Source organism: Paenibacillus sp. LK1 (genome assembly GCF_002750415.1).
Taxonomy (GTDB): Bacteria; Bacillota; Bacilli; order Paenibacillales; family Paenibacillaceae; genus Paenibacillus; species Paenibacillus taichungensis.
This window is the reverse complement of sequence record NZ_PEII01000006.1, coordinates 365,913-381,367: the sequence shown is the minus strand read 5'-3', so window position 1 is coordinate 381,367 and position 15,455 is coordinate 365,913. Positions and strand designations below refer to the sequence as shown.

The 15,455-nt window shown below is 46.6% G+C and carries 13 protein-coding genes; 6 read left to right on the top strand and 7 right to left on the bottom strand.

What is annotated here, in order from left to right:
* The first annotated feature begins 167 nt into the window (after nt 1-167).
* Both CS562_RS16290 and CS562_RS16285 read left to right on the top strand, forming a co-directional pair.
* Nucleotides 168-539 carry a hypothetical protein gene (locus tag CS562_RS16290; protein ID WP_076287975.1) on the top strand — a complete coding sequence of 124 codons (372 nt, stop codon included), beginning with the start codon at nt 168-170 and terminating at the stop codon, nt 537-539.
* A gap of 218 nt (nt 540-757) precedes the next feature.
* Nucleotides 758-3,409, top strand: coding sequence for a cation-translocating P-type ATPase (locus CS562_RS16285; protein WP_099857169.1), 2,652 nt, complete (start codon nt 758-760; stop codon nt 3,407-3,409).
* A gap of 90 nt (nt 3,410-3,499) precedes the next feature.
* Here the strand turns inward: CS562_RS16285 and CS562_RS16280 are convergent, their stop codons facing one another.
* Entirely contained in the window at nt 3,500-3,883 is a 384-nt protein-coding gene (locus CS562_RS16280; protein ID WP_099857167.1) for a VOC family protein, read from the bottom strand.
* Nucleotides 3,884-4,078: 195 nt separating this feature from the next.
* Here CS562_RS16280 and CS562_RS16275 point away from each other — a divergent pair, with 195 nt between their 5' ends.
* Complete coding sequence (locus CS562_RS16275; protein ID WP_099857165.1) at nt 4,079-5,422, top strand: MFS transporter; 1,344 nt, start codon at nt 4,079-4,081, stop codon at nt 5,420-5,422.
* 122 nt (nt 5,423-5,544) lie between these two features.
* Here the strand turns inward: CS562_RS16275 and CS562_RS16270 are convergent, their stop codons facing one another.
* The 3 genes from CS562_RS16270 to CS562_RS16260 all read right to left on the bottom strand — a co-directional run bounded on the left by CS562_RS16270 (nt 5,545) and on the right by CS562_RS16260 (nt 8,565).
* Nucleotides 5,545-6,009 carry an SMI1/KNR4 family protein gene (locus CS562_RS16270; RefSeq protein ID WP_099857163.1) on the bottom strand — a complete coding sequence of 155 codons (465 nt, stop codon included), beginning with the start codon at nt 6,007-6,009 and terminating at the stop codon, nt 5,545-5,547.
* A 33-nt stretch (nt 6,010-6,042) separates the two neighbouring features.
* Nucleotides 6,043-6,699 carry a DUF2625 family protein gene (locus tag CS562_RS16265; RefSeq protein WP_099857161.1) on the bottom strand — a complete coding sequence of 219 codons (657 nt, stop codon included), beginning with the start codon at nt 6,697-6,699 and terminating at the stop codon, nt 6,043-6,045.
* A 72-nt stretch (nt 6,700-6,771) separates the two neighbouring features.
* On the bottom strand, nt 6,772-8,565 hold the full coding sequence (locus CS562_RS16260; RefSeq protein ID WP_099857159.1) for an SgrR family transcriptional regulator: 1,794 nt from the start codon (nt 8,563-8,565) through the stop codon (nt 6,772-6,774).
* 111 nt (nt 8,566-8,676) lie between these two features.
* Here CS562_RS16260 and CS562_RS16255 point away from each other — a divergent pair, with 111 nt between their 5' ends.
* Together CS562_RS16255 and CS562_RS16250 are read left to right on the top strand one after the other, a co-directional pair.
* Nucleotides 8,677-9,912 carry an MFS transporter gene (locus CS562_RS16255; protein ID WP_099857157.1) on the top strand — a complete coding sequence of 412 codons (1,236 nt, stop codon included), beginning with the start codon at nt 8,677-8,679 and terminating at the stop codon, nt 9,910-9,912.
* A gap of 161 nt (nt 9,913-10,073) precedes the next feature.
* Nucleotides 10,074-11,564, top strand: coding sequence for a DUF5123 domain-containing protein (locus CS562_RS16250; RefSeq protein ID WP_099857155.1), 1,491 nt, complete (start codon nt 10,074-10,076; stop codon nt 11,562-11,564).
* A gap of 117 nt (nt 11,565-11,681) precedes the next feature.
* Here CS562_RS16250 and CS562_RS16245 read toward each other — a convergent pair whose 3' ends face one another.
* The 3 genes from CS562_RS16245 to CS562_RS16235 form a co-directional block, all read right to left on the bottom strand.
* Nucleotides 11,682-12,512 (bottom strand): methyl-accepting chemotaxis protein, encoded by an 831-nt coding sequence (locus tag CS562_RS16245; protein WP_099857154.1) that lies wholly within the window; start codon nt 12,510-12,512, stop codon nt 11,682-11,684.
* A 67-nt stretch (nt 12,513-12,579) separates the two neighbouring features.
* A complete protein-coding gene (locus tag CS562_RS16240; protein ID WP_099857152.1) occupies nt 12,580-13,578 on the bottom strand; it encodes a sensor domain-containing diguanylate cyclase in 999 nt (332 codons plus the stop codon).
* Between the two features lie 30 nt (nt 13,579-13,608).
* Nucleotides 13,609-14,415, bottom strand: a complete 807-nt coding sequence (locus CS562_RS16235; RefSeq protein ID WP_099857150.1) for an alpha/beta fold hydrolase — start codon at nt 14,413-14,415, stop codon at nt 13,609-13,611.
* Nucleotides 14,416-14,792: 377 nt separating this feature from the next.
* Here CS562_RS16235 and CS562_RS16230 point away from each other — a divergent pair, with 377 nt between their 5' ends.
* A complete protein-coding gene (locus CS562_RS16230) occupies nt 14,793-15,443 on the top strand; it encodes a hypothetical protein (protein ID WP_099857148.1) in 651 nt (216 codons plus the stop codon).
* Nucleotides 15,444-15,455 lie beyond the last annotated feature (12 nt).

Sequence of the window (15,455 nt, the reverse complement as noted above, 5' to 3'; positions counted from 1 at the left end):
CACCACTGACATCTAATGCTTCAGATAGCCGTACTCGTCATCACTCACCGCAACTTTGGACAACTCCAAGACTATCATCCAAGCCATCACTTAATCCTCAGCATATCCTGTCGAATAGCGCATTCTGTCATAGACAGTTTGTGTGAAATCAAAGGAGGAATCATTATATGGTCAAACAAGTTTCTATCTCCCAAATTCACCCTCGATTAACCGTGTACAGCGAAGAGAATTTCAGAGGCCTTCGGAGAGTATATCGTGGTAACCTTGGAATTGCCGATATTGACGCCGTTCTGACAGGGATCGAAAGTCTGAAATTTTTCTCTACCAATCCAAACGCCACACTCGTGTTATTTGATCGTTCACGTTTTCGTGACAATTTCGTTGTACTGCGGGGCAATCGAATCATTCGTGAACTGGATGACTTCTTGCGCAGAGGTGATGTGGAATCCCTCATTTCTTCCAATCAGCGGTTAACACTGGCACAGATTCGTGAAATTAGAAGAACCGGTGAGCTTCCTCCCGGCTACCGATTAATCTAATCTGTCATACTCGCCAACGTTAGTTCATTCAACATTTCAGTGATGCATGTCATCTAAGTGCATCACTGAAAATAAAAAATTTAAAAATAGGCATATCTGAACTCCTTATGAAAAATACTGTGTACATAAAAAATAATGAATGGAACGATTCTATATTTTGCCCGTAAGGGTAATACAAGTGAAGCATATTGAAATCTATGATCCAAGGAGCTGGTCATTTGCAATATTACAGACACAGCGCAGAGGAGACGCTTCAGGACGTTCAGAGTTCCACGGACGGGCTCACAACCTCTGAGGCTGCGAAGAGACTGGAGACGGAAGGCTATAACGAGTTAAAGGGAAAAGCCGCAACCCCCATCTGGAAGCTATTTATTGAAAATTTTAAAGATCCCATGGTTATCGTGCTGCTGATCGCGGCCGCTGTTCAGATCGTCCTTGGACACCTGATCGAATCGCTAATCATTTTTCTCGTCATTCTGTTAAATGCGGTAATCAGCGTTGTGCAGACCAAAAAGGCCGAAAGTTCTCTGGATGCACTCCGGCAAATGTCTGCTCCCGAAGCCAAAGTCATTCGTGACGGGCAGAAAAAAACGATTCCCGCGCGGGAACTTGTTCCCGGCGATATTGTCTTGCTGGATGCAGGGGATTATGTCCCGGCAGACGGCCGTATTTTGGAATCAGGCAGCTTGCGCATCAACGAAGGCATGCTGACAGGAGAATCCGAAGCAGCAGAGAAACACACAGATGCCATCCCGGAAGAAGCTCCGATCGGTGACCGTCGCAATATGGCATTCAGTGGATCACTGGTGGTGTATGGTCGGGGTACGCTCGTCATTACGGGTACAGCGCTGAAAACGGAAATCGGCAAGATTGCCGAATTGATCGAAAATGCAGAGGCGAAGGAAACTCCATTGCAACGGAAATTGGAATCCTTTAGTAAGAAGCTTGGCTTCTTTATCCTAGGCTTGTCGATTCTTATTTTCGCCATCGAAGCAGGACGTGTCTGGCTAACTGAAGGAACGGAAAATATCGGACCATCCATTGTGAATGCCCTAATGTTCGCAGTTGCCGTTGCTGTCGCTGCCATTCCAGAAGCTCTTTCCTCCATCGTGACGATTGTATTGTCTCTGGGAACGAATAAAATGGCCAAGCAGCACGCCATCATCAGACGTCTTCCTGCCGTGGAAGCCTTGGGTTCTGCCAGTATTATCTGTACTGACAAAACAGGAACGCTCACTCAAAACAAAATGACCGTGGTGGACTATTACATTCCCCATGGCACAAAAGATCAATTCCCCGATGATCCCAAACAGTGGTCTGCAGAGGAACGGCGTTTGTTACATATTGCAGTACTCTGCAATGATTCGAATATTAACCAAGAAGGCAAGGAACTTGGTGATCCCACCGAGGTAGCGCTCATCGCCTTCAGTAACCGGGTTAACAAGGATTACAATGAAATTCGTGACCAGTTTCCGCGTGAAGCCGAGCTTCCTTTTGACTCGGATCGGAAATTGATGAGCACTGTGCACACATTTGAAGGGCAGACGGCTTTGCTGACCAAAGGTGGACCGGATGTGCTGTTCAGTCGCTGTAGTCATGTATTTATGAACGGTGAAGTTCAGCCATTGACATCTGAGATTCGCACGCAGTTTGAAGAAAAGAATGAAGCTTTCTCCAAACGGGCCTTCCGTGTGCTAGCCTACGCCTACAAAAAGTTTGATGACAAAAATCAGGTCACGGTAGAGGACGAATATGATCTAACACTTGTTGGTCTGACAGCCATGATTGATCCACCACGTGAAGCGGTATATGGTTCCATCGAAGAATCCAAGAAGGCAGGCATTCGCACGATCATGATCACTGGCGACCACAAAACAACAGCCCAAGCGATCGGTATTGATATCGGACTTGCAGGCCCGGATGATCTGGCCCTTACCGGAGCAGAGCTGGACAAACTGTCGGATGAAGAACTCGATCAGCAGCTCGAACATATCTCGGTGTATGCACGTGTATCTCCTGAAAATAAAATCCGCATCGTGCGTGCGTGGCAACGCAAAGGCAAGATTGCAGCGATGACCGGAGATGGCGTCAACGACGCACCTGCACTGAAACAGGCAGACATCGGCGTAGCGATGGGCAGCGGGACGGATGTCGCGAAAGACGCGGCAGCCATGATTTTGACGGATGATAACTTTGTCTCCATCGTGAATGCAGTCAGTGTAGGGCGTATGGTATTCGATAATATCAAAAAAGCCATTGCGTACCTGTTTGCAGGAAACCTGGGGGCGATTATCGCCATTTTGTTTGCATTAGTGGTCGGTTGGGTGAACCCCTTCACAGCCCTCCAGCTGCTCTTCATCAATCTGGTGAATGATTCCCTGCCAGCTATTGCACTGGGTACGGAAAAAGCTGAACCGGATGTCATGCGTCGAAAACCGCGGGATATCAACGAAGGCATCTTTGCTGGTGGAACGTTGCAGGCTGTCATTACACGTGGTGTTCTGATCGGAGTGGCTGTCATCGTGTCCCAATATATTGGACTTGGGATCTCGGAGGAAATGAGTGTAGCGATGGCATTTACGACCCTAATTCTGGCACGGAGTCTGCAAACTTTTGCAGCGCGCTCCAACACACAGACGATTTTCCAGGTCGGCTTCACCACCAACAAATATGTCCTCGGCTCCATCCTGGTTTGTCTCTGCCTGTATGGAATCACGCTGATTCCAGGGGTTCGCAGCATCTTCGCCATCCCGGCAGCCTTTGGCTGGAATGAGTTCCTTATCGCAGGGGGACTTGCTCTCGCCGCGGTCATTCTGATGGATGTCATCAAGTGGATTCGCAATCGTGGCACACAAGCTACTGCGTCCTAAAAATGAACACATGCAAAAGACGGCGTCCTGGTCAGGACGTCGTTTTTGTATAGCCACCTTATTTTCCGCGAGATATACTGCACAAGACAGTTACCCCTGTTTGATGCCAAAAGCGATCCATCGTCCGTCTACATCTTCAATGACAAATTCCTTGTTATTGTAGTCCGTATGATTTAATGGGCGCACTATTTTCACATCAGCGTTAATGAGTTCCTGTTGAAGCTCTTCCTGATTTTTGGTGATAAAGTACGCATCGTACCCGTAACCGTATAATTCCCTGTTGGGTATAACCTTCTGACCATTGCTAAGGGTCAAAATAATTTCGGTATCGTCACGATACAGGCAAACATGAGGTTCCTCGGTATCCAGATACTCAACTACTCTGAAACCTATCTTTTCTTCATAAAATTTAGCCGTTTGCTTAATATCCAATGTAGGAAATATGCTGTGGGACATCAGTAAAAAATGATTCATTCAAATTCTCCTAACATCTAATTTATGTATACACAATGACTATTTTATCTAAATTCAGGAAGAAAGGGTAACAAGACTTATTCAACAAGTGTCTAGCATACGATAATGAAGATCGTCGAATCCGTATGACATTATTGCCATATAAGAAGATTGAGCGTAAAATGATTTATTGAATTCATAGACAGGAATGGTTACGTGAAAGATAAAATTGTAATGCCTCTCTGGACTTGCTGCCTGTTCATCGTTGTGATGAACACCACCATGTTTAACGTCTCTTTACCCGTTATTATTCATGATCTTCAGATTACATCGGACCTGGGTTCCTGGGTCATTTCAAGCTACTCGATTGGTTATGCCTTGTCGACGGTGATTTACAGCCGATTGTCTGACCGTATTCCGGTACGCAAATTGTTGACGGTTGGATTGCTTATTCTGGGGTTATCTTCATTACTCGGATTATTTGCGCACAGCTTTGCGATCCTTTTGCTGACACGCATTTTGCAATCTGCGGGTGCAGGGGTCATGGCCGGACTTGGGCTTGTTATCGCGAGCCGCTATATCCCAGTGGAGCGGCGCGGAGCAGCCATCGCACTGATCTCATCAGGCAGTGCCATGGCGTTTGGGCTTGGCCCTATTGTGGGTGGACTCATTAGTGAGTACTGGGGCTGGAATGGACTTTTCGCTATTACGGTGCTTGTCCTGCTTGCGCTGCCCGTACTGCTCTATTTTCTCCCGCGTGAAACGGCCAAACCGGAGAATCCCTTTGATATGTTCGGTGCAGCATTAACCGTGATTAATGCAACTACCCTTCTGGTTGCCATTACTCAGCAGTCATGGTTATGGCTGACCATCGGTGTCATTTCACTTATTGTGCACATCGTGTATATTCGCAGGGCGAGCCTCCCTTTTGTGAATCCACATGTATTCCGAACACCCGGGTTTACCCGGCTACTGCTCATCGGCTTCTGTGTTCTGGTCGTAAATCTGGGCAATTTGTTCCTGATGCCGCTAGTGCTCGCTGATCTGTTTGGCCGTTCGGCGCTGGCTATTGGTCTGCTGATTGCTCCTGGAGCCATCGTCTCGGCATTCTGTACCCGCTTCGTAGGTCGCTGGATCGACCGTTATGGCAATATGCGTTTTCTGATGATCGGGCACATTTTGCTTGCCGCAGTACTTGCTCTGTTTATGCTGGGTCTGAATCAGTCAGCCCTAATCATCACCGGAGGTTATCTCTTTTTCTCCCCGGCACTCTCCGCCTCGATAGCTTCGCTGAATAATGAAGCATCTCGGATGCTTCCCAAAGCGCAGATCGGTTCCGGTATGGGTTTATTACAGTTGATCCAATTTTTTGGCGGTTCGGTATCCGTCGCTGTCTGCGGGCTGCTGCTTCACGGCATTCCGGGCGTTCCGATAGAGGAAGCCTATCATTATGTATATGGATGTCTGCTCTTGGTCTGTCTGATCTCGCTAGTCATCGTGGTCTGGCATAACAAAGCTGCACGATCAACTTCTACGGTTACGATGACTGAGACTGGGTAGGTTGCAAACTAGGATGTATGTATTCTATATCATTCAATCAAAACATTCATGTATTCGATTGAGTAAAAGGCCCGCGCATAGCGCGAGCCTTTTGTCGTTCACGAGGATATTCAAACGGTGAATCACTCAACTGGATCACTCGGTCTGGTTTTTAAACAAGCTATGAATGCATTGAAATTATCAGCGATCTCTCGTACATTTTCCTCCAGCAGTTGCTGAGCTTCCTCCGGGGTCTCTGATTCACTCTCAGCATCTTCACGCACCATCGCCTCTTCATGATCCATAACCAGTACGGCAGGAGATTCTGAATTCTTTCGGTAATCCAATAAATAGTTGTTGCCGCTGCTGACACTCCAAGCAAACGGAATAATCCGGCTCGGATCCGGATTCACATCGTCTACCAGATTGATGTTATTTGCAATGAACTGATCATCGAGAGCAGAGAAACGAATTTCCCAATCGATGACCTCTCCATTTTCAATCATATCAAATGCTTGACCGTCGGTCTTCCGTTGGAACTCCAGATATTCGTGCGGAAACACAATGCTGTAATGCTTCTGAATGTTATTGATATTCAAGTTATTCATACTCTCCCTCCCCTACAGCCCTGTCATAGCACATCATTTCCCAACCAATGCTGCTTTCCAGGCTTCCTCCACTGCTACAGGAGCTTTGCTGCTGCTCTCGCCGCCGCCCTCCTCCGTCCAAAGCGGTGGATAATACACAAATACTTGTCCTGTCTGAAGCTGTCCCATGTCGTTCTGCCAACCCTTCCAACGAAAGGTCTGATAGTACTGCTCCAGATCACCATTAGCCAACCAGTTGATGAAGCCCGAGTAAGCCAGTTCTGTCGATTCCCATTCCAGCGTGTCAGGGGCAAAATAGTATACATGTCCTGTACGGCCATACTTGCCCATATCCATTCCGAAAAACCCACCGGCGGCATCGTAGGCGACGATCATCATGCCTTCCAATGTGGGTACACACGGCTTGTCACCCACACCATTCCAACGGGTCAGACTCCCAAAAATGCGGTCACCACCCGATCCAAGTAACGTAATCCAGCCATCATCCAACACGATTCCCTCTGTCTCATAGGCAACGGCTCCCAAATAGGATTTGGTGCTTACTTGGAGGCGATAGAGCGCATCCTCTCCTGCCTCCCGCTGTGCAGGAACATAGGTGTACTTATTTTGTCCATGGTCCAATAGCTCCTTGAGTTCCTCCCAAGCGTGATGTTCCCGATCCACTAATTCGCTTACGGATAATTTATGCATGATCATTTCTCCCTTCGATCTACTTTAAATCCAATAAGGCCGTAGTTGCTCCATACGTTCACACTATTCCTTTTATGTTGCAAGCTTCACCCAGATATGCTTGTAGTCAATTTTTCCCCATGCATTTAAGGCAATGCCTTCAAGCATGGGGTGATGCTGGGCACTCTGAAGACTGTGATACAGAAAGATGACATTCGATGAACTTTTGAGCTTTTCCTGAATGTCCAAAAGCTGCTTCATTCGCTCGTCCGGGCTCGGTTCTCTCATGCATACTGTTAACTTGTCATCCACATATGCGGTCAATTCCGGGCTGAGGTGATTACGCAGAAAACTGAAACGGGATTGATACAGCTCCAGCAGGGTAAGGTCTGCCTGCTCACCAAGCACTTCTCCAGCCATGACCAGATCGGCCTGTGCCAGCACTTGGGGGTCAGCCAGATGCTCAATCGGGAGCTTCACCACATTCAGTTGTACCCCCATCTCCTTGCATCGTCTGCTAATCCACACAGCCGTTTTTTCATTCTCCAACCATTCATACGTGTACAGGTTCAGAGGCTGACCGCCATATTCGGATCCCTGAATCCGTTTTTTTGCTTCATCCAGATCAGAACTCCCTGCGTAATCCTGCTGCGCTCCACTGAGCACAAACCCCTCCGATGCACACTGCCTGAGACCACCCAGTTCCTTAATCATTCGTTCCCGATCCAATCCCAGATCCATGGCCTGACGAAATAAAATATTCTGCTGAATCCCTGCTTTGTTCAGGTTAAAGGTCAGGTAGGTGCTGCCATTCTCCAACTGGCTGAGAGAGGGTTCACTCGTTGATTCTCTACTCGCACCCGAATATAACAGCTGCATATCCCTGCTTGTCCTGTGTGACCCAGGCTGTCCTTCGTAGTCCGGCCACACCCACATCTCAATCCGATCCAGATGAGGACGCCCTTCAAAGTAATGGCCATTCGCTTCCAGAACAAGCAGGGATTCATTATTTTTGATCATGCGGAAAGGACCCGTGCCAATCGGCAGTGCTGAGAAACATTCAGCTTTATCGGGACCTCCCAAATCTTCAGGCACGATCGAACAGCGATCCGTACAGAGAAAAGCTGGAAATACCGCATTGGGCTGGGCAAAATAAAAATCAATGCAATATCTCCCGGGAGTCTCTATAGCTTTGATTAAAGAAAACATCCATTCCGAGGATGTCCTTCCTGACATGCGTTCAAATGTAAATCTCACATCCTGTGCAGTCATTTCCTGACCGTGGTGGAACCGTACTCCCTTACGTAAGTAAAACCGCCACCGGGATGATGAGTCGTCCCATTCCCAATGATGAGCTAGTCCAGGAAGAATACGTTTTTCCTCCGGATCGAATATGAGGAGTGTATCGAAGATCTGCCTTACCCAATGAGATTCAGTACGCCGCTGAACCCACGCAGGGTCCAGATGAGGGACCGGCCGGTAAAAGGGAAAACGCAGTACCTCCCGTTCCTCCCCATCGGCGCGCAAGATGCCCAGCTGTCGTTCCAGCCAATCGGTGAAGTCATCCTTCATTCGCTGCGTACCGGAAGAATCAATTAAACGCCATGCTTCATTGAGTTGCTCATTCTCCACAAGCTGCTTCGCTTTGGCTGCAAGCAGATCCGACACCGATACGTTAAAAGACATTCGGGATACATTGCCTCTTCCTCGACCGGGTATCCATGTCAAATAACCGGATTCCGTCAATTTGTTCAGCACAAGCTGTGCATTACGCCTCGAACAATCCAGCAGTTCAGTGACCTGTTCCATCGTGACTTCCATCATTTCCTGCTCAGGCACACCCTCAAAGTGAGTGCGCAAGATCAGATAATGCTCTTCTGCGTCCATCTTCCCCCTCCTAAAAGGCGAAGTCGACTTGGTGAATGCTTCGCTTTTTCTTCCTCTTTTGCAAAAGTATAATGGACCTCATTACCACACGTAAAGAGGAGATTGTTATCCATGTCTGAAATCAACGTACACGCCACACCTACCACCACACTCGCCACATCCGTATGGAGAAATCCAAGCTTCATCATTCTGTTTGCTGCCAGCGGCATCATTGCTCTTGGCAATCAAATCTATGAATTGGCTCTGCCTCTTATTTTATATGAACTCACAAAGTCTCCTGTAGCGATGTCCACCATGCGTGGCATTGAATTTCTGCCGAACCTGTTTCTCGCCATGTTTATCGGTGTACTGATGGACCGGGTGCATAAGAAATGGTGGTCTATTGGCTCCATCGTGTTACAGGTTATTCTTCTGCTCGCGCTGTTTCTGTCTTTTCAATATGGTCAACCTTCCATTTATGTACTCTACGGATGCGGTTTTATGCTGATGACACTGAGTTATGTTTTTCGCAATGCATCAGCTGGCATGATCAAACAATCGGTGCCTACGCCACTACTAACCTCAGCCAACGCGGCTTTGGGTTTCACCACAACGTTAATTACCATCATGGGTGCCGCCCTATCAGGAATGCTGTTGATGTTATCCAACTTGTATACAGGTCTGTTAATTACCGCCATTCTGCTTGCGATATCCTGTATGATTCTATTACCACTGCACTCCGCACCTGTGTCCAGAGGAACATCTCCTCAGGGCTTCCGGGTGGACTTTAAAGAAGGCTGGATCGAGCTACGTCGCAACCATATGTTACTGGTTATCAGCATTACGGTCATTTTTCTTAATGCGACCTCAGGTATGGTGGATGCAACCGTCATCTTTTATGCCAAAGACACTTTGAAACTGCGTAATCTGGAGCTTGGACTTGTACTATCTGCTGCCGGAGTAGGCGGTTTAATCGGCAGTCTGGTGGTAAGCTCCCTGCGCCGCAAATATTCTGCTGGTGTGCTGATTGTGATGACCACACTGCTTCAAGGTTTCGCCTTTCTGATCCTTGGTTTGTTCCACTCAACCTACGGACTTGCAGTGGGCCTGTTTCTATCTGGTATTTTCCAAACCATCAGCACGATCTGCATCTGGACATTCCGTCAGGAATCCACGCCGCATCACATGATAGGCCGGATCAGCGGGATTACCGGGTCTCTGTTCAAACTCGGCATGCCCTTGGCTATATGGGGAAGTGGCTGGATCTCCGAGCTGTCCAATCCTGCGTTGGTGTTCGGTATAGCCGCAGCAGCCAATGTCATCATTTTTATCTGCTGCCGCTACAGTGTGCTCTGGGACCGAAAATAACAAGCAACATATACAAACAGGTGGCGAGATCACACTCACCACCTGTTTCGTTTCTAAATACCTCTCCCCATTGTGGAATTCTATGAGCATCTTACGCCTTATTTCACCCTTTAAATCTGTTATAATCGAACTTCATAGCTATTTATTAAGGAGGATTCAACTTGTATCGTATAGCTGCAATTACACTCCTGGCCCTGATCCTGTTCGCAACCGGTTGTCAGAAGGATGAGGCTTCATCCGTCCCTTCTCCCGAGGCCGTGCAGGTACCGGATACCCAGAAGATGTATTACATATCACCCCAAGGAAACGATTTGAACAAAGGAACCATTCAAGCTCCCTGGAAAACGTTGCAGCATGCTGCCGACCATGCTCCCCCGGGAAGCACCGTTTATTTGCGGGAAGGTGTCTATCACCAAAAAGTCAAAATCACTCGAAGCGGTAATTCCTCCGGCAATCCAACCCTGTTTTCCAGCTATCCGCAGGAGAAGGCCATCATTGATGGTGAAGGTCTGTCGGTACGCGGCATAGAGGGTCTGATTGAAGTCGAAAATGCCAGCTATATTACGATCCAAAATCTCGAAATCTGCAACTTTACAACCTCACTTCGGGGACAAGTGCCTACTGGAATATATGTTCACGGGTCAGGAGAGCACATTCAACTGCTGGGCAACACCATTCATTCCATTGCAAATGGGGCTAAACCTTCAGGACCCAATTTACAAGGCAGAGATGCCCATGGAATCGCGATATATGGTACGGAGCATCCCCAAGCATTGCGGGACATCATTATCAAGGATAATGAATTGTATGATCTCGTGCTAGGCTCAAGTGAGTCACTCGCAGTCAACGGAAATGTGGATACGTTTGCCATACTGGACAATACGATCCATGATACGGACAACATCGGCATTGATCTGATTGGGTATGAGGGAACTTCGGAGGACGATACTTATGATCTGGCGCGAAACGGGATCGTACGGGGCAATGAGGTCTATAATATCTCTTCCAATCATAATCCGTCCTATGGAACGACTCTCCCCAATGATAGCAATTCAGCAGGAGGAATCTACGTGGATGGAGGCAAAAATCATATCATCGACCACAATCGGGTATATCGCAACGATATCGGGATCGAGATTGCTTCAGAACATGCCGGACGTTCGACTAGCAACATTATGTTGCAGGATAATCTGATTTTTCATAACAGACTTACAGGCATCGCCATGGGCGGCTATGATGAGCAGCGCGGCTCTACCGAGGATAGTACGATTATGTACAATACGTTAGTGGATAACGACCTGCTGGATGCAGGCAATGGGCAGTTATTCCTGCAAGCCCAAACGAAGAACAATACGTTCAAACGAAACATTCTCGTATCGGGCAGCTCTGACGTGCTCATTTACAATGAATACACCAGTAATTCGGGGAATGTGTTTGATTATAATGTGTACTACTCCCCTGCACCACAAGAAGAGGCCCTGTGGGTCTGGAAAAACACGGAGTATTCCGGCTTCACCCCCTACATGGAGGGATCAGGAAATGACGTACATTCATTGTATGTGAACCCCCAATTTGTAGATGAGGCGAACGAGGATTTCACTCTCCAAGCCAATTCACCTGCCAAGGAAAATGGATTTATGAGCCATGAATAGATTGATATGATTCCAATTGGTGAAACTCTAAGCAAGACGAAAAAACGCTCAGCCATGATGGTGGTTGAGCGTTTTTCGTCTTTAGAATTTGAAGTACAGGCTTAACGAAGCAAATTATTATTCAGCGTCGTCGGTTATTTTTTCGACCAGTTTCCGCAAGCCATGATTGGTTTCGTTCAATTGATCAATTACATTCATAAACTCTGTGACCAGTTTGGCCTGTTCTTGTGAAGAAACTGAAATCTGGGCAATCTCCTGCTCCATATTCAGTACGGACTTTTTCACAGCGTCAAGAGACTGCTCAATCCGTCCCGTGGCTTCTTTGGTACCTGTGGACATTTTACGGATTTCTGTGGCTACTACTCCAAAGCCTGCGCCGGCTTCACCCACCCGCGCCGCTTCAATTGCAGCATTTAAACCTAGCAGATTGGTCTGTTCTGAAATTTCTTTTATGTAACTAACCACTTCGTTCACATTACTGGAATCTTCAACTGCACGTTTCGTATTGCTCAAAATTTCTTCCGAGGTTGCACTCAACTCTTCCGAATGAGCAGCTACATGCTGGATACCCTCAATCAGTCTGCTTGTAACTTCTCCTGCCTGATTCATCAGTTTTTTCAATTGATCCTGGGTATCCATACTATATGTAATGCAAAGGACTGCTTCTATCTCGTTCTGTTCATTCTTAATCGGAAGGAAATAAGAATCCGTGGCGATACCAAAAACCTCAGCCGGATAATGCTCCCTTGTCTTGGATTCATTCTTTAACATTTTAAAGTCTCTGTGTATATCTGCAATTGGGTCTCCTGCCTTGAAATCATATTTCAAAGCGTTGCCGGATTCGAAAAACAGGAACTTTTCCCGGTCCATGACCGATATGGAGACATCCTGACGTGTAGCTTCGCGAATAAATGGTATTGCAGCCAAAACAGCCTCAACCTGATTCATAATAATATATTCACTTCCTCTAATAGAGATAGTAGTGCTGAATATTATATCGACAGTTATTAATCAATTATGAAGGTTTACTACCATTACTCGCTGCTTCGGCTGCATGGGTCACCCGATTTCGCCCACCTGTTTTGGAGGCATAAAGCGCCTGGTCCGCTTTTTGAAACAAAGACTGTTCTGTATCTTCCTGCGAAACCGTAGCCGCGCCAATACTCACTGTAATGTTATACTCGCCCCAATCGGCAGAGGCGACCTGTGAACGGTATCTCTCTGCTATAGTCACAGCTTGCTGTCGATCACAATCCGCAAGAATAATGACAAATTCTTCTCCGCCATAACGCGCCACCACGTCCGTGCTCCGTGACACCGATTGCAACAAGCCTGCCAGGTTACCCAGAACCAGATCTCCAATCGGATGTCCATACGTATCGTTGATATGCTTAAAATGGTCAATATCAACGACCAGAAGGGAGAAAACACACTGAGTTTCCTGGAAGCGAGCCAAACTTTCCAGCATTTTATCCTGAAAAAATCTGCGGTTCTTAAGTCCCGTAAGCAGATCCGTCGAGGCCATCGTCTCCAGCTGATCATTTACTTTAATCAATGCCTGCTGCTTCACTTTATATTCTTCGTGCAATCGTTCAAGCTCCTGGTTTGCCTCATTTGTCGCTTGATACAGTTCCTGAAGCTTTGTTTTGGTGTTCATTATATCCTTCTCATGTTCAATTCGCTTGCGCATGACAACTACAACACAGTCGATTACGCTCTCTCCATTGCGTGTCCGGCGAACCCCGTTCAGAAGAACCGGAACATCCTGTTGGTCGCTGGTCCGAAACGAGAAGTACATCTCATCCACATGTCCATATAACTGAATGTAGGGATAGAAATACGTATGAAAAAAAAGTTTGTTGGTCACCGACATGGTTGACTCGATATGCCGTCCCAGCAGTTCGTTGCGTTCATATCCCAGCAGAGTCAGCAGGGTTTGATTGATGGATTGAATAATTCCTGAATCAGCGATTGAGAAATAGCCACATGGAGCCATATCTAATTGAATATCCATTGAAATAATTGCCTTTCCTCTCATTTTACTTTACACGCTCTGCAAATACTCTTTAATGAAGCGGCTTGTCTCTTCAGGCTGACTTAAATGTGGATAATGCCCCTTCGCCGTCATCTGTTGAAGTCTACTGTTCTTCAGATGCGCATGCAAGTAATCCCCCACTTCAACGGGAGCGATGCTGTCATCCGAGCATTGAAGAATGAGCGTAGGTACCGAGGCCCGCTCCAATTCATTCCGACAATCCGAGAAAAACGTCACCTCCGCAAATTGTCTAGCAATATGCGGATCTCTCGAACAGAAGCTTTTTTCCAACTCGTCCGTCAGCTCTTTCCGTTCCGCATTCTGCATAACAATCGGAGCAAGATAGCTGGCCCAACCAATAAAGTTCATCTGCATCATTTCCAGCAGCTCATCAATGTCACGCCGATCAAATCCGCCATAATAACCCGGAAGATCGTTTACATAACGCGGGGAAGGCCCCAGCATGACGATTTGCTTGAAATATTTAGGTTCATGAATGGAAGCAAGCATGCCAATCATGCTGCTGACCGAGTGTCCAACAAATATGACATCACTCAAGTCGAGCGCTTCCATAATCTCCAGCACATCCTGGGCATATCCTTGTAGATCACTGTATTTGTTTGGATCATAATAGTTAATTTGAGATTCACCTGAGCCTACATAATCGAATAAAACAACTCGGTAGTTCTCCGTAAAACTCGGAACAATATAGCGCCACATATCCTGATCACACCCAAACCCATGTGCAAAGATAATCGTTTGGCTGCCTTTTCCCAGCACTTTCACATTGTTACGTACGAGGACGTCAATCGTCATCCAAATCACCTCTCTGAGGTAGTATCCTTTTGCTATGACCTATCTGGTTATTATATCGGAAATTGTTGGGTTATGGATAAGAAATATTAATTTTCATTACTTTGGATACATAAAGAACAATCCACTTTGTATGCCAAAAGGCCCTCTCATCACGAAAGGGCTCTTTGTACTTATTTTTTATTCTTGGCTATTTTACAGTGAGAATCACACGCTGATAATGCTTCAACTGATGCTCCCCATTATCAATTAAAATGTTTAGTTGAATTTGTATAACCAGGGTGTAAGCTTTTCCTATTTTGATATATGATTATGCTTATGACTATGAGTGAATGTAACTGCTTAAAAATAATCCTAACACCAGGAGGGATCAGACACCGATGGAAAAGCTGAATGCCGCCCTTATCCATTTTGTGGAGCAGCAAGATTTATATAATGAAGCATATGGACTTTTCAAAAATCATGATCTACGTCCTCGTGAACAACACCACCAGCCCGAAGTGGACGAACGAATCCCGCTCTCTCCAGAGCTGCAATATCTGTACAGCCACTACGAGATGATGGATGAACAGGCCAACGGCACACTCAAAATGAAAAATGCAGCTGTCGAGATCGGTGATGCAGCTCTAATCTTCTTTGTTGCACCTGAACATCTCTATCGTCAACAACTGGGGCACCGCTGGATCGGAATGAACGAACCTTATGAGGAGTCAGACTCTTGGCAAAAAAATCATGTTGTCATCGCAAATTTTAACGATGATCCAATAATCGTTGATACAGCTGCACCGGACTCACCGGTATATGCTGCTTTTGCAGGTGAAGAACCTCAGCTTATTGCCGATTCATTAACAGACTTTTTCAATGCACTGGCCATCCTGATTGAAGCTGCACGGACCCATACAGGGGAATTGAAGGACGAGGAAACTTATGAAACCATACCCGAATATCTGGAGCATGTCGAACCTATATTGAATGATTTACTGGGAGAAGAGCATACTGCACATTTATTCGAGTATTTGTCATTTCGTTAAAAGTAAAGGATC

Bases quoted from the DNA above. Each gene is read 5' to 3' on its own strand.
- CS562_RS16290 (WP_076287975.1), top strand. From the start codon at position 168: ATGGTCAAACAAGTTTCTATCTCCCAAATTCACCCTCGATTAACCGTG.
- CS562_RS16280 (WP_099857167.1), bottom strand. From the start codon at position 3,883: ATGAATCATTTTTTACTGATGTCCCACAGCATATTTCCTACATTGGAT.
- CS562_RS16270 (WP_099857163.1), bottom strand. From the start codon at position 6,009: ATGAATAACTTGAATATCAATAACATTCAGAAGCATTACAGCATTGTG.
- CS562_RS16265 (WP_099857161.1), bottom strand. From the start codon at position 6,699: ATGCATAAATTATCCGTAAGCGAATTAGTGGATCGGGAACATCACGCT.
- CS562_RS16260 (WP_099857159.1), bottom strand. From the start codon at position 8,565: ATGGACGCAGAAGAGCATTATCTGATCTTGCGCACTCACTTTGAGGGT.
- CS562_RS16255 (WP_099857157.1), top strand. From the start codon at position 8,677: ATGTCTGAAATCAACGTACACGCCACACCTACCACCACACTCGCCACA.
- CS562_RS16245 (WP_099857154.1), bottom strand. From the start codon at position 12,512: ATGAATCAGGTTGAGGCTGTTTTGGCTGCAATACCATTTATTCGCGAA.
- CS562_RS16240 (WP_099857152.1), bottom strand. From the start codon at position 13,578: ATGGATATTCAATTAGATATGGCTCCATGTGGCTATTTCTCAATCGCT.
- CS562_RS16235 (WP_099857150.1), bottom strand. From the start codon at position 14,415: ATGACGATTGACGTCCTCGTACGTAACAATGTGAAAGTGCTGGGAAAA.
- CS562_RS16230 (WP_099857148.1), top strand. From the start codon at position 14,793: ATGGAAAAGCTGAATGCCGCCCTTATCCATTTTGTGGAGCAGCAAGAT.